The sequence below is a fragment of the Mesorhizobium sp. genome (genome assembly GCF_004962245.1).
Taxonomy (GTDB): Bacteria; Pseudomonadota; Alphaproteobacteria; order Rhizobiales; family Rhizobiaceae; genus Mesorhizobium.
Genome location: NZ_SUHQ01000011.1, coordinates 42,867 through 63,092 on the forward strand (window position 1 = coordinate 42,867; position 20,226 = coordinate 63,092).

At 63.9% G+C, this 20,226-nt stretch carries 19 protein-coding genes; 12 read left to right on the forward strand and 7 right to left on the reverse strand.

The features are described 5' to 3' along the window. The first annotated feature begins 73 nt into the window (after window positions 1-73). On the forward strand, window positions 74-511 hold the full coding sequence (locus tag E5X88_RS13590) for a VOC family protein (protein ID WP_292161944.1): 438 nt from the start codon (window positions 74-76) through the stop codon (window positions 509-511). 205 nt (window positions 512-716) lie between these two features. Next, window positions 717-1,541 (forward strand): DUF2189 domain-containing protein, encoded by an 825-nt coding sequence (locus tag E5X88_RS13595; RefSeq protein ID WP_292161946.1) that lies wholly within the window; start codon window positions 717-719, stop codon window positions 1,539-1,541. 12 nt (window positions 1,542-1,553) lie between these two features. Here the strand turns inward: E5X88_RS13595 and E5X88_RS13600 are convergent, their stop codons facing one another. Together E5X88_RS13600 and E5X88_RS13605 are read right to left on the reverse strand one after the other, a co-directional pair. After that, the gene (locus E5X88_RS13600) at window positions 1,554-2,186 is read right to left on the reverse strand and encodes a LysE family translocator (protein WP_292161948.1); all 633 of its coding nucleotides are present in this window, start codon (window positions 2,184-2,186) and stop codon (window positions 1,554-1,556) included. A 193-nt stretch (window positions 2,187-2,379) separates the two neighbouring features. Beyond that, window positions 2,380-4,335, reverse strand: a complete 1,956-nt coding sequence (locus E5X88_RS13605) for a TadE/TadG family type IV pilus assembly protein (protein ID WP_292162203.1) — start codon at window positions 4,333-4,335, stop codon at window positions 2,380-2,382. Between the two features lie 345 nt (window positions 4,336-4,680). On the opposite strand from E5X88_RS13605, the gene E5X88_RS13610 reads away from it, so the two are divergent. Both E5X88_RS13610 and E5X88_RS13615 read left to right on the forward strand, forming a co-directional pair. After that, window positions 4,681-5,541: a TIGR01459 family HAD-type hydrolase gene (locus E5X88_RS13610; protein ID WP_292161951.1), complete on the forward strand. Its 861-nt coding sequence runs from the start codon at window positions 4,681-4,683 to the stop codon at window positions 5,539-5,541. A 26-nt stretch (window positions 5,542-5,567) separates the two neighbouring features. Beyond that, window positions 5,568-6,551, forward strand: coding sequence for a bifunctional riboflavin kinase/FAD synthetase (locus tag E5X88_RS13615; protein WP_292161954.1), 984 nt, complete (start codon window positions 5,568-5,570; stop codon window positions 6,549-6,551). A gap of 2 nt (window positions 6,552-6,553) precedes the next feature. On the opposite strand, the gene E5X88_RS13620 is transcribed toward E5X88_RS13615, so the two are convergent. Continuing rightward, on the reverse strand, window positions 6,554-7,108 hold the full coding sequence (locus E5X88_RS13620) for an HdeD family acid-resistance protein (RefSeq protein WP_292161957.1): 555 nt from the start codon (window positions 7,106-7,108) through the stop codon (window positions 6,554-6,556). 193 nt (window positions 7,109-7,301) lie between these two features. Between E5X88_RS13620 and E5X88_RS13625 the strand changes: the two genes are divergently transcribed. After that, window positions 7,302-8,114, forward strand: a complete 813-nt coding sequence (locus E5X88_RS13625) for a MipA/OmpV family protein (protein ID WP_292161958.1) — start codon at window positions 7,302-7,304, stop codon at window positions 8,112-8,114. A 21-nt stretch (window positions 8,115-8,135) separates the two neighbouring features. Here E5X88_RS13625 and E5X88_RS13630 read toward each other — a convergent pair whose 3' ends face one another. Genes E5X88_RS13630 through E5X88_RS13640 form a run of 3 tightly spaced genes read right to left on the reverse strand, consistent with a single transcriptional unit; the run spans window position 8,136 to window position 9,219 of the window. Beyond that, window positions 8,136-8,570 carry an RES family NAD+ phosphorylase gene (locus E5X88_RS13630; RefSeq protein WP_292161960.1) on the reverse strand — a complete coding sequence of 145 codons (435 nt, stop codon included), beginning with the start codon at window positions 8,568-8,570 and terminating at the stop codon, window positions 8,136-8,138. Between the two features lie 2 nt (window positions 8,571-8,572). After that, complete coding sequence (locus E5X88_RS13635) at window positions 8,573-8,947, reverse strand: antitoxin Xre/MbcA/ParS toxin-binding domain-containing protein (RefSeq protein WP_292161963.1); 375 nt, start codon at window positions 8,945-8,947, stop codon at window positions 8,573-8,575. After that, window positions 8,917-9,219: a hypothetical protein gene (locus tag E5X88_RS13640; protein ID WP_292161965.1), complete on the reverse strand. Its 303-nt coding sequence runs from the start codon at window positions 9,217-9,219 to the stop codon at window positions 8,917-8,919. Before E5X88_RS13640 ends, E5X88_RS13635 begins: the two co-directional genes overlap by 31 nt. A 58-nt stretch (window positions 9,220-9,277) precedes the next feature. Between E5X88_RS13640 and ileS the strand changes: the two genes are divergently transcribed. Together ileS and E5X88_RS13650 are read left to right on the forward strand one after the other, a co-directional pair. Continuing rightward, window positions 9,278-12,265, forward strand: a complete 2,988-nt coding sequence (gene ileS, locus E5X88_RS13645) for an isoleucine--tRNA ligase (RefSeq protein ID WP_292161967.1) — start codon at window positions 9,278-9,280, stop codon at window positions 12,263-12,265. A 278-nt stretch (window positions 12,266-12,543) separates the two neighbouring features. Beyond that, complete coding sequence (locus E5X88_RS13650) at window positions 12,544-13,224, forward strand: hypothetical protein (RefSeq protein ID WP_292161969.1); 681 nt, start codon at window positions 12,544-12,546, stop codon at window positions 13,222-13,224. A 29-nt stretch (window positions 13,225-13,253) separates the two neighbouring features. On the opposite strand, the gene E5X88_RS13655 is transcribed toward E5X88_RS13650, so the two are convergent. Then, window positions 13,254-13,706 (reverse strand): nucleoside deaminase, encoded by a 453-nt coding sequence (locus tag E5X88_RS13655; protein WP_292161970.1) that lies wholly within the window; start codon window positions 13,704-13,706, stop codon window positions 13,254-13,256. Window positions 13,707-13,885: 179 nt separating this feature from the next. On the opposite strand from E5X88_RS13655, the gene E5X88_RS13660 reads away from it, so the two are divergent. The 5 genes from E5X88_RS13660 to E5X88_RS13680 all read left to right on the forward strand — a co-directional run. Continuing rightward, window positions 13,886-15,964 (forward strand): pseudouridine synthase, encoded by a 2,079-nt coding sequence (locus tag E5X88_RS13660; RefSeq protein ID WP_292161971.1) that lies wholly within the window; start codon window positions 13,886-13,888, stop codon window positions 15,962-15,964. Next, window positions 15,945-16,499, forward strand: a complete 555-nt coding sequence (gene rsmD, locus E5X88_RS13665; RefSeq protein ID WP_292161974.1) for a 16S rRNA (guanine(966)-N(2))-methyltransferase RsmD — start codon at window positions 15,945-15,947, stop codon at window positions 16,497-16,499. The genes E5X88_RS13660 and rsmD overlap by 20 nt, the downstream gene beginning before the upstream one ends. 131 nt (window positions 16,500-16,630) lie before the next feature. Continuing rightward, entirely contained in the window at window positions 16,631-17,995 is a 1,365-nt protein-coding gene (locus tag E5X88_RS13670) for a pitrilysin family protein (protein WP_292161975.1), read from the forward strand. A 4-nt stretch (window positions 17,996-17,999) separates the two neighbouring features. After that, window positions 18,000-19,397: a pitrilysin family protein gene (locus E5X88_RS13675; RefSeq protein ID WP_292161976.1), complete on the forward strand. Its 1,398-nt coding sequence runs from the start codon at window positions 18,000-18,002 to the stop codon at window positions 19,395-19,397. Beyond that, window positions 19,394-20,226: patatin-like phospholipase family protein (locus E5X88_RS13680; protein WP_292161977.1), on the forward strand; the 833-nt coding region annotated here is incomplete at its 3' end. The genes E5X88_RS13675 and E5X88_RS13680, both read left to right, overlap by 4 nt.

Genomic DNA, 20,226 nt, shown 5'->3' on the forward strand with positions numbered 1-20,226 from the left:
GTTGTCATTCTGGGCTGAATCTCAACCCACTACGACACCTTGTAGTTTGGAACGACACCTGGAGATTGGAAACATGGCGCTCAAGCGGATGGACAACGTAGGAATCGTCGTCGAAGACCTCGGAGGGACGATTGATTTCTTTCGCGAACTCGGCCTCGAGCTCGAAGGGCGGGCCACGATCGAAGGAGAATGGGCCGGACGTGTCACTGGACTGGGCGATCAGCGTGTCGAGATTGCCATGATGCGCACACCGGACGGCCACAGCCGGCTCGAGCTCTCCCGCTTCCTCACGCCGACTGTCGTCGCAGATCACCGGAACGCCCCGGTCAACGCCCTAGGCTACCTCCGCGTCATGTTCGCCGTGGACGACGTCGACGAGACGCTTGAAAGGCTCAGCACGCGCGGCGCGCAGCTCGTAGGCGAAGTGGTCCAGTATAAGGACGCGTATCGGCTCTGCTACATCCGTGGGCCTGAAGGGCTTCTCATCGGACTCGCCCAAGAACTCAGCTGAGCGCGCGTCCGGGACCCGCCTGTTCGAGGTCCATCCCTCCACGGTCGCCCGCGTTCTCGCCAAGCACGATTAGGTCGTCACCCGGGCCGGCCGCGCAGTGGCGACAATCGCCGGCAAATCGGTTATGATACCGCCTGATCTAGAAGTGGCAGCTACGGGCGGCCATCCTTGGCGGTGACCGCCCCCGACACACCGGAGGAAGGTTATGGCCAGCTTTCATGTCATGTCGGACGCGCGTGGAATGCACGTGCAGCCCACGGTGCGCCGCATCGCCACTGCGGACCTGATGGATGCGTTGCGGCTCGGCGTCGAGGATTTCTGGGCGAAGCCCTCGCACTACGTGTTCCTGTGCCTGATCTATCCGATCGTCGGCCTGATCCTGACGCGATGGAGCTCCGGCTCAAACGCCATCCAGCTCATCTATCCGCTGATGTCCGGCTTCGCCCTGATCGGGCCTTTTGCCGCGATCGGCCTCTACGAGATCAGCCGCCGTCGCGAACTCGGCATGGACACCTCCTGGCGGCACGCGCTCGACGTGCGCCACTCGCCGGCGCTGCCGGCGATTGCCGTCATCGGCATCATGCTGCTGGCACTGTTCCTGCTGTGGCTGTTCACAGCGCAATCGATCTACACCAGCCTGTTCGGCAATCAGCCGCCGGCTTCGATCGCCGGCTTTTTGCGCGAGGTGCTGACGACGACCAGAGGCTGGACGCTGATCCTGCTCGGCAACGCGGCCGGCTTCGTCTTTGCCGTGATCGTGCTGGCGACGACGGTTGTCGCCTTTCCGCTGCTGCTCGACCGCGATGTCGGCGCGGTCTCGGCAATCGAGACATCGGCACGGGCGGTGATGACGAACCCGCTGCAGATGGCGCTGTGGGGGCTGATGGTCGCCGTGCTGCTGGTCATCGGCTCGATCCCGCTGTTTGCCGGGCTCGCCGTCGTCATGCCCGTGCTTGGCCATGCGACGTGGCATCTCTATCGCAGGGTGGTCGAGCCGGAGCGGGCTCAGCCGGACCGGCGGCCGATGTAGGTAAGCGCAGCGTCAACGCTGCGCGTCTGTCGCCATCTTCAGCGCCAGTGCGGTCAGCACCGTGCCCATCATCCAGCGCTGGATCACCAGCCACAGCGGCCGGCCGGCGAGGAAGACGGCAATCGAGCCGGCCGTCACCGCGATGATGGCGTTGACGGTGAGGCTGATCGCGATCTGCGTGGTGCCGAGCACCAGAAGCTGGGACAGCACACCGCCCTTGCCGGGACTGATGAACTGCGGCAGCAGCGACAGATAGAGCACCGCCACCTTCGGGTTGAGCAGATTGGTCATCAGGCCCATGGCGAACAGCTTGCACGGCCTGTCCTTAGGCAGTTCCCGGACCTGGAACGGCGAGCGTCCGCCGGGCCTCACCGCCTGCCAGGCAAGCCACAAAAGGTAAAGCGCGCCGGCGAAGCGCAGCGCGTCATAGGCGTAAGGCACGGCAAGCAGCAGCGCGGTGATGCCGAATGCCGCCGACAGCACGTAGAAGAGAAAGCCGAGCGCCACGCCACCGAGCGAGATCAGGCCGGCCTTCGGTCCTTGTGACAGCGACCGCGAGATCAGATAGATCATGTTCGGACCAGGCGTCAGCACCATGCCGAGGCAGACCAGCGCGAAGGCGAGATGGTTGGCGGCTTCAGGCATCGAGGCATCTCCGGATGGCGGTGGGGACACCCACCACATGCTTTCATCAGCCGCAAGAGCATGAGGGCCGAAGCCTTTGCGCCAGCGCCGCTGTCAGCCGGAAGAACGGTTAGGTCAGCGATCCTTCGCGCCCCCTCTGTCCTGCCGGACATCTCCCCCACGAGGGGGGAGATCGGCAGCTTCGGCGAGGTCCTCAGCCGACGATGCGCAGGTTCGACAATTCGTCGGCGATTTCCTTGAAATTGTCCGACAGCGTCGCCCCGGTCGCGTTCCAGAACAGCTTGGCCGGTTTGGTCGGATCGGTGGAATCCTTGCGGAAGCGCGAGTCCGAGGAACAGGCCTTCAGCGCGTCGAGTGCTTTCTTGTCGCCGGCATCGCTGGTCGACAGATCGAGCGCGACGGTCATGACGAGAATGTTCGAATTCTTCGCGTTGGCGCAAAGGGTCTGCATCTGCTCGTCCAGCGCGGCCGTGTAATTGGTGCTGGTATAGGTGGTCTTGCCGATACTGGTGCTTGTGTTCATGAACAGGCGCGTCACGCTTCCCGACCCTGGATATGTCAGGCCGGTGTAACCGTAGGCGGCGTAGGTCGACCTGTTGTTGGCATAGCTGCTGTCGCTGACGGCGCTGTAGGTATTGGCGCCGTCGGTCAGCACGATCACCACTTTGTCGTTGCCCCTTTCGGTGTTTGGCCGGCCCTGCGTGAACGGTTCGTTGCTCGACACCGTACGCCAGCCCCAGGCAAGGCCTTCCGGCACGTTGGTGTTGCCGTTCGGCGCCATGGCGTCGATGGCGTTCTTGATCTCCTCCTTCTCGGCAAGCTGGCTCACGTCCTTGAGCGGCGTGATCGGGTTGGTCGTGCAGGACGCATTCGGACCGTCGCCCGAGCTAGCCGACTTCGAGCCGTAAGGCTTAACCAGGAAATATTTGCGCATGTCCGACTGCCGCTCGGAAGCGGTCGGATTTGGGGTGTAGGGCCAGTCGGCCCACCAGTTGTTGCCGTAATTATACAACGTGCTGTTGACGTCGTTGACGCCGTCGCGGTTGAAATCGAGCCACAGGGTACCGGCCTCGTCCGGTGCGAACATCGGCACGAACAGCGTGGCCGGCGTGGCGGTGTCCGGCGTCGTGTCGTCGTTGTTGTACGGGTATGGCCTCGCCTCCACGCAACCCTGCCAGCTCGCGTAGCGGCTGGTGGTGTAGATATATTCCGGGGTGGTCCAGTGGCCGGTCCGGCACGTGCCGTTTTTCCTGTATTCGTCGCAAATATATTGCTTGGTGTTGGGCACCTCTTCGCGGCCGGACTCGACCGTCATGTCGGCGTATAGGCTGAAGCGGGTCAGCGGCTGGTCCTCTGTGTCTCCCCAGCCGGTCCCGCGCTTGTACCAGACGCCGTTGACCTGCTCGGCATATCTGTTCGGGTCGTTGGCCGAGCTCATCGTCGTCCAGTCGAAATTCTCATGCTGGATCGGGGAGGTGCCGTCCTGATCCATCCAGCTGTCCTGGTCATACGTGGGCCCGACATTGACCGACGCGGCGAACGGCACGAGAGAAAACTGCACCGGTTTGCTGATCTGCTTCATCTGCTGCGCCTGGAGTGCAAGCGTATCGACAAGCTGCTTGGCGGCTGCCTTCAGCAGATCTATCCGCTTCTGGCCGGTGCCCGAGCCCAGATTGTTCATCGAGCCGGAATTATCGAGTGCAAGGGCTACTTCCAGAGTGTTCTTGAGGCGGATTTCGGAGCACGCCGTGAAGCTTGCATCGCTGGTGGTCCCGCCCATCAGCACGGCGGCGGCCGGCAGAAAATAGGGATGGTACGTCAAGTCGCTGCACAGCTTCAGCGTGCCGCCACCCGCATTGTTGTTGGGCAGGGTGACAGTGAGCGACGTATTCGCCGGATCAACGCGGCCGAGATTGGCTTCGAAGAAATCCTTGGCATAGGCCCTGATGTCGGCTTCGCTTGCACCGGCAACGATCTGCCGAGCCGTGGCGATGCCGGCGGCATCCAGGGCGTTCAAGGTATTCTGCTTCTGGCGGAGCAGTTCCGAGTAATCGACGCTGAGCGCCAATCCGCCCATGAGCGGCACCATGGTGATGACCGTCATCAGCGTGTAGTTACCACGCCGGTCGCGACCGAATTTTCGGATCATTGCCCTCAGCACCCCGCCATACCCCAGTGGCGGGACGATGCCAGCAATCATTAAATTTCATATTGCTAGAATGCATCCAAGGCCGGCCCATTTTTTCAAAGCCCGTTAACCACGCCGCCGATCACGGCAACGCTGCCCGCGATCGGACCACTGCGAACCCTTCGGGATCAGCTAAAGATCTGGAAAATAAGGGACTCTATGCCTTTCGATGTTGCCTTCATCGCGAGTGGCAATCCTGAACATCGCGAAAGCTGGTGACAGGCTGAAGAGCTTCGGCTAATGCGGGCCTGCCGCGGCGGACCGTCGGCGGCGGCGCTCGCAACCATCATGACTTGGGAAAACGGTATGGCGGATTCGCCCGATATCATCGGCTCGCTCGCGGATTTGTCGGGAGCCTATTCGGCCATCCTGTGCGATGTCTGGGGCGTGGTCCACAATGGCGAACGGCATTTTCCGACCGCGGCTCTGGCGCTGGCAACCGCGCGCGAGGCGAAGATACCTGTCGTGCTGATCACCAACTCGCCGCGCCGAAGCGCCGATGTGGTGGCGCAGATGAACGCGATCGGCGTTCCCTCGGCCGCCTACGACCGCGTCGTCACCTCCGGCGACGTGACCCGCGACCTGATCGCCGAAGGCCCGCGGAAAATCTTCCACATTGGCGCCGATCGCGATTTCACGCTCTATGACGGTCTTAACGTCGATCTGGTCGAGGAGTTCGAGGCATCCGGCGTGGTCTGCACCGGGCTGTTCGACGACGAGGTGGAGACGCCGGAAGACTACGCCGATCTTCTGCGGCGGTTGCGCGCCAGGAACCTGCCTTTCATCTGCGCCAATCCCGACATCGTGGTCGAGCGCGGCGAGCGGATGATCTGGTGCGCGGGCGCCTTGGCTCGCGACTACGCCCAGCTCGGCGGGCGCACGCTGATCGCCGGAAAACCTTACGCGCCGGTCTATGACGTCGCGATGAAGGAGGTCGCCGACCTGCTCGGCCGCCCGGTCGAGCGCTCGGATGTGCTGGCCATCGGCGACGGCATGATGACCGACATCAAGGGTGCCGCCGACAATGGCTTCGATGTGCTCTACGTGTCCGGCGGCATCCATGCCCGTGACTATGGCGACGCTCTGGGCCCGGATCCAGCCAGGCTAACGGCCTTCCTGGAAAAGCACGGCTACCGGCCGGTCGCCGTCATTCCGAGACTGCAGTAGGGTCGCCCGATGACGGAAGCCTTGAAATGACGGAAGCCTTCGAACGCGTTTCAGCAGTCTCGCCGCTGCCTGCCCATTTGCGTGGCGGGGTGGTGGCGATCGGTAATTTCGACGGCGTTCACCGCGGTCATCAGGCCGTGCTCGATCGCGCGCTTGCCGAAGCCCGCCAGCGCGACGTGCCCGCCCTGGTGCTGACCTTCGAGCCGCATCCGAGAAAGGTGTTCCGGCCTGATATGCCGCTGTTCGTGCTGACGGCGCCGCCGATGAAGGCGCGGCTGCTGTCATATCTGGGCTTTGCCGCACTCGTCGAACAGCCGTTCACGCGCGATTTCGCTTCGCTGTCGGCGGAAGCCTTCGTGACCGACGTACTGGACAAGAATCTCGGCATCATTCACGCCGTGACCGGCTTCGACTTCCACTTCGGCAAGGACAGGCAAGGCGGCCCGGCCTATCTGATGGCGGCCGGCGAACGCCACGGCTTCGGCGTCACGCTGGTCGACGCCTTTCGCGACGAGGGCGCCGAGGTGGTGTCGTCGAGCCGGATCCGTGCGCTGCTCTGCGAGGGCGCGGTGGCCGAGGCCGCTGGCCTGCTTGGCTACCGCTTTACGGTCGAGAGCGAGGTGATCGGCGGCCAGCAGCTTGGCCGCACACTCGGCTTTCCAACCGCCAATATGAGGCTTTCGCCGGAAGCCACGCTGAAGGAAGGGATTTATGCCGTCCGCTTCCGTCGTGCCGACGGCACGCTTCACGACGGTGTTGCCAGCTTTGGCCGCCGCCCGACCGTCGACGACAATGGCACGCCACTATTGGAAACCTTCGTTTTCGACTTTTCCGGCGATCTCTACGGCGAGATATGCGCGGTGTCCTTCTTCGGTTTCCTGCGCGCCGAGGTGAAGTTCGATGGGCTCGACGCGCTGGTCGCGCAGATGAAACGCGACGAAGCCGAGGCGAGGGCGCTGCTTGCCGGCGTCAGCCCACTTTCCGAGCTCGACGCCCGTATCGCTTTTTGAACCTACTTTTTCAGCGCCAGGCCGACGGCAATGAAGGCCCAACCCTGGAAGATCAGGTCGATGGCGAGGAACAGCCCCAGCACCCACAGGCTGTTGACTGGCCAGCCCATGGCGATGACCAGGCCCGCCAGCGCGCTGATGACGCCCGCCGCGACGATCCAGCCCCAACCCTTCTGCGGCCTGTGCTGGTAACCGACCCAGGCCCTGAGTATGCCGGAAGCGACGAGGGCGACCGCCAGCAGCAAGGTCAGCACCGCCGAGGCCAGCAACGGATTGTAGAAAGCGAAGAATCCGGCGACGGCATAGAGAAGCCCGCTGAGCAGCCAGTAGAAGAACCGGCTCCATGTCTTCACTCCGAAGGCATGCAGGATCTCGATGACGCCGGCCATCAGCATCAGCCAGCCGACGACATAGACCGAGGCAACCGTTGCGATAAACAGATTGCCGAAGGCGATGCCGCCGAGGATCAGCAGCAGCACGCCGAGCCCGACGAACCATCCCCATTTCGCCTGCGTCTGACCAATCGCATCTTTCAAGGCATCGCCGTGCAGGGACATTGTCGCCGTCTCCATCTCCGCGATACGGAGGTTAGCGCCGAAGGCCTTGCTCGTCCAGCGAGCAGCTTGCACCGGAGGCGCACCAAAAAAGCGAACGGGCCGTTTCGAATTTAAATCAAATTTTACCGAACGGGCGCCATGGCTCCCGGCAGGCCGGTTGTTCCTGCCGGTGTTTCGTGTGTATGGGGTAACGATGCGTTCTGTCAGGGTGTTTCAGGTGGTCTTGGCCACCTTCATGCTGGGTGCGCCCGGTGCCGCTAAAGCCGGCGAGGGCGCCTTTGGCTGGCTGTCCGGCGACTGGTATCTGACCGTCGGCGCCACTGGCATGATCGCGCCGGATTTCGAGGGCAGCAAGAAGTACCTGCTCAGCGCCTCGCCGATCATCTCGCTCGGCAAGGTTGGGCCCGCGGCTCGCTTCACTTCGCGCAACGACAACATCTCGCTGGCGCTGATCGACGACGGCGGCCTCCGCGCCGGCCTGACCGGAAAATTGCTGTTTTCGCGCGATGGCGGCGACGCCGACGAGTTGAAAGGCCTCGACCCGGTACGCTGGGGCGGCGAGGCCGGCGGCTTCTTCGAATTCTATCCTTTGGACTGGCTGCGCGCCCGCGCCGAGTTGCGGCACGGCATTCGCGCCCATAGCGGCTTTGTCGCCGACATCTCCGCCGACGCCTTCTACGATGTGACGCCGGACGTCAGGATTTCGGGCGGGCCGCGCGTTTCGTTCGCCTCATCGGACTATTTCGACGCCTATTACGGCGTCAATGCCGAGGAAGCCGTGGCTTCGGGCCTCAGCGAATACCATCCGGGCGGCGGGGTGAAATCGGCGGGCCTCGGCGGCGCGGTGACCTGGAAAGTGACCGAGCCGATGACGGCCAGCCTGTTCGGCGAGTATTCGCGGCTGATGGGTCCGGCTGCCGATTCCAGCCTGGTCAGGGAGCGCGGCGACCGCAACCAGTTCACGATCGGCGTCTCGACGACCTACCGCTTCAATTTTTCGATGTGACGTCGCAGGCCGTCGGCTGGTTTATTTGATCAGGCGGCTGTCGAACGGATAGCGGTATAGGCTGGCAATCGTGATGCGTGGCGCGTCGTCATGGTTCGGGTTGAGCAGGTAGTTGCTCGCTTTCCGCATTACGACAGAAGGAATTTTCATGAGCGCGTAACGATTGGCCGAGAGAAAGTCCGTGCCCTGTCGCCTTGTCGATTCCATGTCCTTGTCCCAGCCGTCATGGATAACCGGTTCGGTCGTTTCTATTCCGTCCGGAACGTCGATTTCGATAAGCTGGTAGGTTCTCGGAACAGTTTCGCGCGTCGCATGCACCAGTATCTCCAGCAGTGCCGTCGAAGGGTGGTCGGTGCAATAGACGATGGGCATCCCGCGCCTGTTCCACCTTCCATCAACGAGCGTTCCGCCACGACCCGAGAGATCCCCGAAATTGGAGATGCGCCAGATGCGCATCGTTAGGCAAACATGCCAAAGTCGATGCGGATAAGCTCTTCGAAAACGATGTGGGCGCCGGTCTCTGTCTCGAGGAGATCGATCGGCCTTGCGCCATCCAATGCGATAATCTCGCTTCGCAGCCAACGCTGGGCCTTCTCATGACTGCCGAATACTCGATCCGCCTGCTCAGCGATGCGTTCCAGGCGCAAGGCGCGGTCGGATTCATCTGGCGAAAGCGGCTCGCCATGTTCCTTGCGGCGCGCCAGCGTGCGGCGGGGCGCAACGATACGATAGAGCTCTTCGCTGCTGAAACCCAGACTGCGCAGATGATCGATCTTGTCCGTAGGGACGGAAAAGTCGTGTGTTACGCGAATTGCCCTTGCGGCGACCGACATAGGCGTCTCCCTGGCATCTGCAGGCCATTCTGATGCCATCTGCCTGCGAATGTATGCGCAATTGGCACATGATACAAGGAGGCCATCGCGAGTTCGGGCTTTTCAATAGCGTCGGCCTCGGTTAAAAGCCCAGCCATGACGAGCTTTTCGCGCCTTCTCGCGATCGCGATACGAATTACAAGCTCGGTGTTCCGGGCGGCCTGACAGTCGCCGGAACCACCGGGAATCTTGCGCGTGGCCTCTCGCGCTTTTTCCAGATCATGATAGTTCAACACCCGGGCTCCTTCGCCGCCGGGCAATGCATATGGCAAACCAATGACCGATACCCCAATGACCGACACCGTTGAAACGATCGACTATTCCAAAACGCTTTATCTGCCGCAGACGGATTTCCCGATGCGCGCCGGCCTGCCCGAGAAGGAGCCGCTGCTGGTCAAGCGCTGGCAGGACATGGACCTTTACCGCAAGCTGCGCCAGGACGCCGCCGGCCGCGAAAAATACGTGCTGCATGACGGCCCGCCCTACGCCAACGGCAACATCCATATCGGCCATGCGCTGAACAAGATCCTCAAGGACGTCATCACCCGCTCGTTCCAGATGCGCGGCTACGACTCGAACTACGTGCCCGGCTGGGATTGCCACGGCCTGCCGATCGAATGGAAGATCGAGGAGCAATACCGCGCCAAGGGCAAGAACAAGGACGAGGTGCCGGTCAACGAGTTCCGCAAGGAATGCCGCGAGTTCGCCGCGCACTGGATCAAGGTGCAGGGCGGCGAGTTCCAGCGGCTTGGTGTCGTCGGCGATTTCGACAACCCCTATATGACGATGGCGTTCCATGCCGAGGCGCGCATCGCCGGCGAATTGTTGAAATTCGCCATGTCGGGCCAGCTCTATCGCGGCTCCAAGCCGGTGATGTGGAGCGTGGTCGAGCGCACCGCGCTGGCCGAGGCCGAGGTCGAATATCAGGATTATGAGAGCGACACGATCTGGGCGAAGTTCCCGGTCGTCAGTCTTGCCTGGCAAGTCACCAACGTCATGGATGGGCAACTCGCAAAGCTAAATCCAAAGCTTACGGAGACGTCACTGGACTTGCTGGAGGCCCATGTCGTCATCTGGACGACCACGCCGTGGACCATCCCAGGCAACCGTGCCGTCAACTATTCGCCACGCATCAATTATGGCCTCTACGCGGTCACGGCGGCCGAGAACGCTTTCGGCCCGCAGCCTGGCGAAAAGCTGATCTTTGCCGACGCGCTGGCGGAAGAGGCGGCTGTCAAAGCCAAGGTCACCTTGAATCGTCTTCGCAGCGTCAGCGCCGAAGAGCTTGGAAACCTTACTCTTTCGCACCCTTTCAAGGGTCTTGCCGGCGGCTACGAATTTGATGTTCCCATGCTTGCCGGCGACCACGTCACCGACGAGGCCGGCACCGGCTTCGTTCACACCGCGCCGGGCCATGGCCGCGAGGACTTCGATGCCTGGATGGACGCTGCATCGGACCTGCGCCAGCGCGGCATCGACACCGCGATCCCGTTCACCGTCGACGATGCCGGCTTCTTCACCAAGGATGCACCGGGCTTTGGCCCGGACCGCGAGGGCGGAGCGGCGCGCGTCATCGACGACAACGGCAAGAAGGGCAATGCCAACCAGGCGGTTATCGACGAGTTGATCAAGCGCGAAGCGCTGTTCGCGCGCGGCCGCCTGAAGCATTCCTATCCGCATTCGTGGCGGTCGAAGAAGCCGATCATCTTCCGCAACACGCCGCAATGGTTCGTCTATATGGACAAGGAGCTGGGCGACGGCACGACGCTGCGCAGCCGTGCCTTGAAGGCGATCGACGACACCCGCTTCGTGCCGGCCGCCGGCCAGAACCGGATCCGCGCCATGATCGAGGAGCGCCCCGACTGGGTGCTGTCGCGCCAGCGCGCCTGGGGCGTGCCGATCGCCGTCTTCGCCGACGCCGACGGCAATGTTCTGCGTGACGAGGCGGTCAACCAGCGCATCATGGAAGCCTTCGAGAAGGAAGGCGCCGACGCCTGGTTCGCGGTCGGCGCCAAGGAGCGTTTCCTTGGCAATCACGACGCCTCGAAATGGCAGCAGGTGATGGACATCCTCGATGTCTGGTTCGATTCCGGCTCGACCCATGCCTTCACTCTGGAGGATCGTCCGGACCTGAAATGGCCGGCCGACGTCTATCTGGAAGGATCAGACCAGCATCGCGGCTGGTTCCACTCCTCGCTGCTCGAAAGCTGCGGCACCAGGGGCAGGGCGCCTTACGAGACCGTCGTCACCCATGGGTTCACCATGGACGAGGAGGGGCGGAAAATGTCGAAGTCGCTCGGCAACACCGTGGTGCCGCAGGACGTCATCAAGCAGTCGGGCGCCGATATCCTGCGGCTATGGGTGGTGACGACCGATTATTGGGAAGACCAGCGGCTCGGCAAGAACGTGCTGCAGACCAATATCGACGCCTATCGCAAGCTGCGCAACACCATCCGCTGGATGCTGGGCACGCTTGCCCATGACGATGGCGAGGACGTGCCGCTGGACAAGATGCCGGAGCTGGAGCGGCTGATGCTGCATCGGCTCTCCGAGCTCGATGAGGTCGTGCGCACGGGCTACGACGCCTTCGAGTTCAAGCGCATCACCCGCACGTTGCTCGACTTCATGGTGGTCGAATTGTCGGCTTTCTATTTCGATGTCCGCAAGGACGCGCTCTACTGCGACGCGCCGTCGAGCGTGAAGCGAAAGGCTTCCGTGCAGGTGGTGCGCCATCTGTTCGACTGCCTGGTGAAATGGCTGGCGCCGATGCTGCCCTTCACCATGGAGGAAGCCTGGCTCGACCGTCACCCCGACGTCGTCTCGGTGCATCTCGACCAGTTTCCGCAGATCCCGGCCGACTGGAAGAACGAGGCGCTGGCGGAAAAATGGCGCAAGGTGAGGCAGGTCCGCCGTGTCGTCACCGGCGCGCTGGAGATCGCGCGCGCCCAGAAGGTCATCGGTTCGTCGCTGGAAGCGGTGCCGGTCGTCACGCTCGACGATGCGGGGCTCGAAGCGGCGATCGCCGATGTCGACATGGCCGAGATGGCGATCACCAGCGATCTTGTCGTTGCCCATGGCAGCGTGCCTTCCGGCGCCTTCACGCTGGACGACGTCAAGGGCGTCGCCGTGGTGGTCGAGAAGGCCGAGGATCGGGGCCTCGTCAAATGCGCGCGGTCATGGCGCTACACGGCCGATGTCGGGCAGGACAAAGAATTTCCCGACGTTTCGGCGCGGGACGCGGCGGTCCTGCATGAGTTGAAGGCGCTTGGCCGGCTTTAATGCATGTCGCCCAAAAGCATGCCCTCGGTCTTGAACCGAGGGTGTGCAGCGGTTTTGGGATAACGATATGCATGGCCAAGTCGCCATATCGGTGCACAAATGCCACGGCGGGCGGCTGATCGGCCTCCGCTCGTTGCCCTTAACGAGTGGTTGAGATAAACACGCGAAACTCCGGACGACAAATTGTCGCCGGATTTCCGTCGCAAGAGCGTGGACGATGGGGACCGGACCTTTGGCCGGTGGCGATCGAGAGGCTGTCTAGAGTGGGATTTTTTGGCATGACCGAAAGAACTTGCGCGCGCGTTGCGCTGCTGGCGCCGCTTGTCGTATCCGGCTTGGCCCTGTCCGGCTGCATGGGCTCGCCTACCTACGGAACCGACAAGCCCGCCGCCGCCCAGCTTGCCGGCGATCTCACCAGCGCTTTTTCGGTTGTGCCGAAGGCCAAGGAAAGGATCGACTACAAGCCGCGTCCCGAACTGGTGAAGCCGGCGCCGGGGCAGAAGGGCGTGCTGCCGCCGCCGCAGGACAGCATCGCGACGGCAAGCGCCGATTGGCCGGAATCGCCCGAGCAACGCCGCGCTCGCCTGCGCGCCGAGGCCACGCTCCATCAGGACGATCCGTCCTACCAGGCGCAGATCGTCGATGACGTCCAGACGGATCCAGTGGCGATCAAGGCTGCGATGGCGCAGTCGGGTTCCAGTCATCCGCCGGCCTGGTCTCCGGCCGATTCGGACAAGGGCCGCGCCGCCGAGGTCAAGCGCCGCCTCGCCGAAGGCAAGCAGGGGGACCCGAACACCCGCAGATATCTGAGCGAGCCGCCGGTGCAATACCGCGCGGCTGCCGACACCGCGCCGGTGGACGACCTCGGCGAGGACGAGTACAAGAAAGAACGTCGCCTCAAGAAGGAGGCGGCCGCCAAGAACAAGAGCGGCGGCATGTTCGACTGGCTGCCCTGGTAAGCTGCCGACGCTAAAGAAAGTCACCGACGCTACGGTTCGCGTCGCTCCCGGAAAAAGCCCTTCAGAAGCAGCGCAGCGTCGCTTTCGGCCATGCCTGGATAGATGTCTGGCGCATGGTGGCAGGTCGGTGAAGCGAAGAAGCGCACGCCGTTGACCACGGCGCCGCCCTTCTCGTCGGCGGCCCCGAAATAGAGCCGGCGCAACCTGGCGAAGGAGATGGCGCCAGCGCACATGGCGCAGGGCTCCAGCGTCACATAGAGATCATGCCCGGTGAGCCGCTCGCTCGACAGCTTGCGGCAGGCTTCGCGGATCGCCAGCATCTCGGCATGGGCGGTGGGGTCGGCAAGCTCGCGGGTGCGGTTGCCGGCGCTGGCAACGACCGTATCGCCGCTGGCGATGACCGCGCCGACCGGCACTTCGCCACGCAAGGCGGCGGCTTCGGCCTCTTTCAGCGCCAGCGCCATGAAATCCGGCCGCTTCAAGCGGTTTCCATTCCTATTATCTCCTCGCCACTCAGGCGTGATCCTGTTATCTAGCGCATGACCCCGAAAACCGGAATCGGTTTCGGAAAGGATCATGCGCCAAAATCTAAGTGCTAAGCGTCCATTGCGCGTCCGATAGGACGCGCGGCGTTGTAGCGGTGCAAACGAGCAAAGGCCACATGGACGACAAAGACAAGAAATTCCCGCGCCAAAAGGGTTCGGGCAAGAACGGCCCGAAACCGTCGGGCCTGCGTGGTCGTGATTCCGCTGCCGGCAAAGGCGGTAAGCCGTCCTTCGGCGCGAAAAAACCTTACGCGCCACGCGGCGATCGACCGGCGGCGGCAGAGGGCGAGCGGCCGAAGCGTGACTTCAAGGGCGGCGACCGGCCGTTCAGCAAGGGGCCGCGCCCCGAAGCCAAGCCCTATGAAAAGCGCGAGGGGCCACGCAAGCCCTACGCGCCGCGCGGCGACCGGCCGATGGCCGCCGAAGGCGAGCGGCCGAAGCGTGACTTCAAGGGCGGCGACCGGCCATTCAGCAAGGGGCCGCGCCCCGAAGGCAAGCCCTATGAAAAGCGGGAGGGCTCACGCAAGCCATACGCGCCACGCGGCGACCGGCCGATGGCGGCCGAAGGCGAGCGGCCGAAGCGCGACTTCAAGGGCGGCGACCGGCCGTTCAGCAAGGAGCCGCGCACCGAAGGCAAGCCCTACGAAAAGCGCGAGGGGCCACGCAAACCTTATGCGCCGCGTGGCGACCGGCCGGCCTCGGCGGACGGTGGCGAACGGCGTTTCGACCGTCCCAAGCGCGACTTCGGCGATCGGCCCAAGCGCGATTTTGGCAATCGGCCTCAAGGGCCATCGGGCGGCGGCTTCAAGCCGCGCCCGCGTCCCGCCGAGGCGACGGAAGAGGCAGGCGAGCGCATCGCCAAGCGGCTGGCCCGCGCCGGCCTTGCTTCGCGCCGCGATGCCGAGGAACTGATCGCGGCCGGGCGCGTCAAGGTCAATGGAAGAGTGCTGTCCTCGCCCGCCTTCAATGTGATGCCCGGCGACATCATCCATCTCGACGGCATGGAGATCCCGCCGATCGAACGGACCCGGCTGTTCCTGTTCCACAAGCCGGCCGGCGTGGTCACCACCAACCGTGATCCCGAGGGCCGCAAGACCGTCTTCGACGTGCTGCCGGCCGACCTGCCGCGGCTGATGACCATCGGCCGGCTCGACATCAACACCGAGGGCCTGCTGCTGCTCACCAATGATGGCGGGCTGTCGCGCGTGCTCGAGCTGCCGTCCACCGGCTGGCTCAGGCGCTACCGCGTGCGCGTCCACGGCAAGGTCGAGGAAAGTGCGCTTGCCGGCTTGCGCGAAGGCATCGCCGTCGACGGCGTCTTCTACGGCGCCATCGAGGCGACGCTCGACCGCGAGCAGGGCACCAATGCCTGGCTGACGCTTGGACTGCGCGAGGGCAAGAACCGCGAAGTCAGGAACATACTGGGCTCGCTTGGCCTGGACGTGACGCGGCTGATCCGCATTTCCTACGGACCTTTCCAGCTCGACGACCTGCCCGAAGGCCATGTGCTGGAGATCAAGGGTCGCGTGCTGCGCGACCAGCTCGGCGAACGCCTGGTCGAGGAGTCTGGCGCCAATTTCGACGCCGAGATCACCAAGCCGTTTTCCAACAGGCCCGTGCGGCGTGAAGCGGTGCGGGAGGCGGAGCCGGAGCGGCCGAAATTCACCCGCGACGGCGAGCGCCGTCCAATCGGCGAAGGCGGATTGATCAAGAACCGCAAACGCCGCGAGGGCAGCCGCGACGAGGCGTTGGGTAAGCTGTCGACAAGTCCCGGCAGAAGCTCTGGACCGGAAAAGAGCTTTGGCGAGCGCGGCCCGAGGCCGGGTGGATTTGGCGGCAAACCGGGCGGTGGGAAGAAGTCCGAACGCGAGCAGCGGCCGATCGAGCCGCCGGGCCAGCGCAAGGCCAATGTCTGGATGGCGCCGGGTGCGCGGCCGATCGGCAAGGGCAGGGCGGATGCCGACGCCGCCAAGGCGGCCGAAACCAAGGCCCGCAAGGACTCGTTCAAGCCGTCTTATGGCAAGCCCGCCAGTGGAAAACCCGCCAGTGGAAAACCGGGAGGCGCGAAGCCGTTCGGCAAGCCGCGTGGCGAACGCCCGAATTCCGGCAAGAGTGATGGCGGCGGCAAAGGCGGCGACCGGCCGCGCAGTGGCCCTGGCGGATCAAGGGGAAGCCATGCGGATCGTCGGCGGTGAGTTTCGCGGGCGTCCGCTGGCGACGCCTCGCTCAAGCGCCATCCGCCCGACCACCGACCGTACCCGCGAGGCTGTCTTCAACGTGCTTGCACATCGCTTCCCCGACAGGCTGGACGGCGCGCGCGTGCTCGACCTGTTCGCCGGCACCGGCGCACTCGGCCTCGAGGCGCTGTCGCGCGGCGCCGCCTATGGCGTCTTTATCGAAGAATTGGCGGAAGGGCGCGGCCTGATCCGCACCAATGTCGAGGCCTTCGGCCTCACCGGACGCACCAAGATATTCCGCCGCGACGCTACCGCCCTGGGCGAGGCGGGCACGATGGCCGCGTTCGGCCTGGTGTTCGCCGATCCGCCCTACGGCAAGAGCCTTGGCGAGCGTGCCTTGCGCTCGGCCAAAGCCGGCGGCTGGCTTGCCCCCGGCGCGCTCTGCGTCGTCGAGGAGGCGGCGGTGGCGCCCTTCGAGGCAGGGCCGGGTTTTTCGGTTGTCGACGAGCGCAACTATGGCGAGACGGTCATCCGATTTATCGAGGTTGGCTGAGTACGCCGGCGCTGGCTCCTTCTCCCTCAGGAGGGAAGGTTGGCGCAGCGCCTCGAAAATGACGAACAAATCATTTTGCCTGTGGCAATACCCCCGCCTATCGTCCCACCCCATGACAACCGGAGCCATTGATGACATCTCAGGCTGAATGGCTGCGCGGAACGCTCCTGGCGCTGGCTTTCGTGTTGAGCGGCCCGGTTCTGGCCGACAACAAGCCGGCCGACGGCAAGGTGACGGATTTCATGCTCGACAACGGCATGGAGGTCGTCGTCATCCCTGATCACCGCGCGCCGATCGTCACCCATATGGTGTGGTACAAGATCGGCAGCGCCGACGAACCGCCGGGCAAATCCGGCATCGCCCATTTCTTCGAACATCTGATGTTCAAGGCGACGACCAACCATGCCGCCGGCGCGTTCGACCGCGCCGTCTCGGCCATCGGCGGTTCCAACAACGCCTTCACCTCCTATGACTACACCGCCTTCTACGAGACGGTGGTGCCGCAGGCGCTCGGAGAGATGATGGATTTCGAGGCCGATCGCATGCGCAACCTGATCCTCAGCGACGACGTCATCGCCACCGAGCGCGACGTGATCCTCGAGGAACGCCGCTCGCGCATCGACAACAATCCGCAGGCGGTGCTCGGCGAGGAGGTAGACGCCACGCTCTGGCAGAACCAGCCCTATCGTATTCCGGTGATCGGCTGGATGCAGGAGATGGAGAAGCTGAACCGCACCGACGCCAAGGCCTTCTACGACAAATACTACACGCCCAACAACGCCGTGCTGGTGGTGGCCGGCGATGTCGAGCCGGAGGTGGTCAAGGCGCTGGCCGAAAAGACCTATGGTAAGGTCGCGCGCGGTCCAGACCTGCCGCCGCGCATCCGTCCGGTCGAACCGGAGCAGAACACCAGGCGCACGGTGACGCTGTCCGACGCGCGCGTCAGCGTGCCGAACTTTTCGACGCAATGGGTGGTTCCGTCCTACCGCACTGCCAAGCCGGGTGAAGCGGAGGCGCTGGACCTGCTGTCGGAAATCCTCGGCGGCGGCAGCCGCAGCCGGCTTTACCAACAGCTTGTCGTCAAGCAAGGCATTGCCGCCGAGGCCGGCGCCTTGTTCCAGGGCACCATGCTCGATGCCAGCAACTTCGCTGTCTATGGTGCCCCGCGCGGCGACGCCAAGCTGGCCGATGTCCAGGCGGCGGTCGAGGTCGAGGTCGCCCGCATCGCCAGGGACGGCGTCACATCGGGCGAGTTGGAGAAGGCCAAGGATCGTTTCGTCCGCTCGATGATCTTCGCCCGCGACAAGCAGGATTCGATGGCCAACATCTACGGCGCAACGCTCGCCACCGGCGGCAGCGTCAGGGATGTCGAGGAATGGCCAAGCCGCATCCGCAAGGTCACCGCGGACGACGTCAAGGCCGTTGCCGCGCGCTATCTCAATCTCGACCATTCGACGACCGGCTATCTCTTGCCGCAGACACAGGCAGGGAATTGATGTGATGACGAGCTTGAGCATCTTGCGCCGCCCGCTTTTCCCTTCTCCCACAAGGGGAGAAGGGAAGGCCCGTCGCGCCGTCGCACCTCTATTCACCTTCTTCCTCTCCCTGCTCGTCCTCATCCTGCCGCCACTTACCGCCCGCGCGGCCATGAACATCCAGGAGGTGACGTCGTCGAAGGGCATCACCGCCTGGCTGGTGGAGGATTATTCCGTGCCCATCGTCGCCATCCGCTTCGTCTTCGGCGGCGGCACGACGCAGGATCCCGCTGGGAAGGAAGGGCTTGCCAATCTGATGAGCGGCCTGTTCGACGAGGGCGCCGGCGATCTCGACAGCGAGGCCTTCCAGATAAAGCTGGACGATGTCGGCGCCGAGATGGGCTTCGATGCGGCGCGTGACGGCACCTATGGCTCGATGCGCATGTTGGCCGAGCAGCGGGACGGCGCTTTCGACCTGTTGCGGCTGGCGGTCAACGAGCCGCGTTTCGACCAGGCGCCAATCGACCGCATCCGCGCCCAGGTACTGTCCGGCATCATCGCCAACGAGCTCGACCCCGATACGGTCGCCCAGCGCAAATGGCTGGAAGCACTATACGGCAGCCATCCCTATGCGCGACCCGACGAGGGCACCAGGCAAAGCATCGCCACGATCGCACGGGACGATCTCATCGCCTTTCACAAGGCGAACTTCGCCCGCGACGGCCTGCATGTGGCGGTGGTCGGCGCCATCGATGCAGAGACGCTGAAGAAAAAGCTCGATATGGTCTTCGGCGACCTGCCGGAACACCAGGCGCTCAGCGCGGTTGCCGATGTCGATCCGAAACTCAACCAGCAGCTCGAGGTCATTTACGACCAGCCGCAGACCTCGTTGCAACTGGCCTATCCCGGCGTAAAGCGGAGTGCGCCGGATTTCTTCGCCGCGGTGCTGATGAATGAGATCCTCGGCGGCGGCGCCTTCACCTCGCGCCTGTTCGACGAGGTGCGCGAAAAGCGCGGCCTGGCCTATAACATCAGTTCCGACCTCGTCGACCACCAGCACGCCAACGCGCTCGCCATCACCACCGCGACCCGCTCGGACCGTGCGGCCGAGACGCTGGCTGTCGTGCGCGAGGTGGTGAGGCGCATGGCTGAGGAGGGGCCGACCGAAGCGGAGCTGGCGGCGGCCAAGAAATACATGATCGGCGCCTATGCCATCAACAATCTGAATTCCTCCGGCGCCATCGCCGCGACGCTGGTCGAGCTGCAGCTCGACAAGCTTGGCATCGACTATGTGCAGCGCCGCGCCGCCCTCATCAACGAGGTGACCCTGGATCAGGTGAAAGCGGCGGCGAAGAGACTGCTCTCCGGAGAGCCGGCCATCATGGTCGTCGGGCCGAAGCAGGGCGAGGCCAGGGAGCAATGAGCCCGAGCTTCGGCATCGCCTTCGGCGGCGGCGGCGCGCGCGGCCTGGCGCATATCCATGTCATCGAGGCGCTGGACGAGCTTGGCATCAGGCCCGTCGCCATATCAGGCTCGTCGATCGGCGCCATCATGGGCGCCGGCATGGCCTCGGGCATGACCGGCAAGGATATTCACGACTATATGCGCTCGATCCTCGGCCACCGCGCCGAGGTGGCGGCGCGCATGTGGCGGGCGCGGCCCGGCACCTTCGCCGAGATGATGCAGGGCGGGCTGCGTATCACCCAGTTCAACGTCGAGCGCATCCTCAGGGCATTCATGCCCGACACCATTCCCGAAACCTTCGCCGGGCTGAAAATACCGCTGAAGGTGACGGCGACGGATTACTTCGGCCACAAGCTCGCCGTGTTCAGCGACGGCGACCTGCATTCGGCACTTGCCGCCTCCGCGGCCATTCCCGCGGTGTTCCGCCCGGTGATGCGCGACGGCAGGCTGCTGATCGACGGCGGCATCTACAATCCGGTGCCGTTCGACCTGATCGAGCACGACGCCGACATCATCATAGCCGTCGACGTGGTTGGCGTGCCGACCGAGGCCCGGCGCAAATACCCGACCTCCGTCGACCTGATGTTCGGCGCCACGCAATTGATGATGCAGTCGATCATCGCCGCCAAGCTGAGGCAATGCCAGCCGGACATACTGGTCAGGCCGGCGGTATCAAAATACCGCGTCCTCGATTTCATGAAGATCGACGCCCTGATGGCTGAAACGGCCGCGATCAAGGACGAGCTGAAGCGGGAGATCGAGAAGGCGGTGGAGGGGCAAACCAAGGT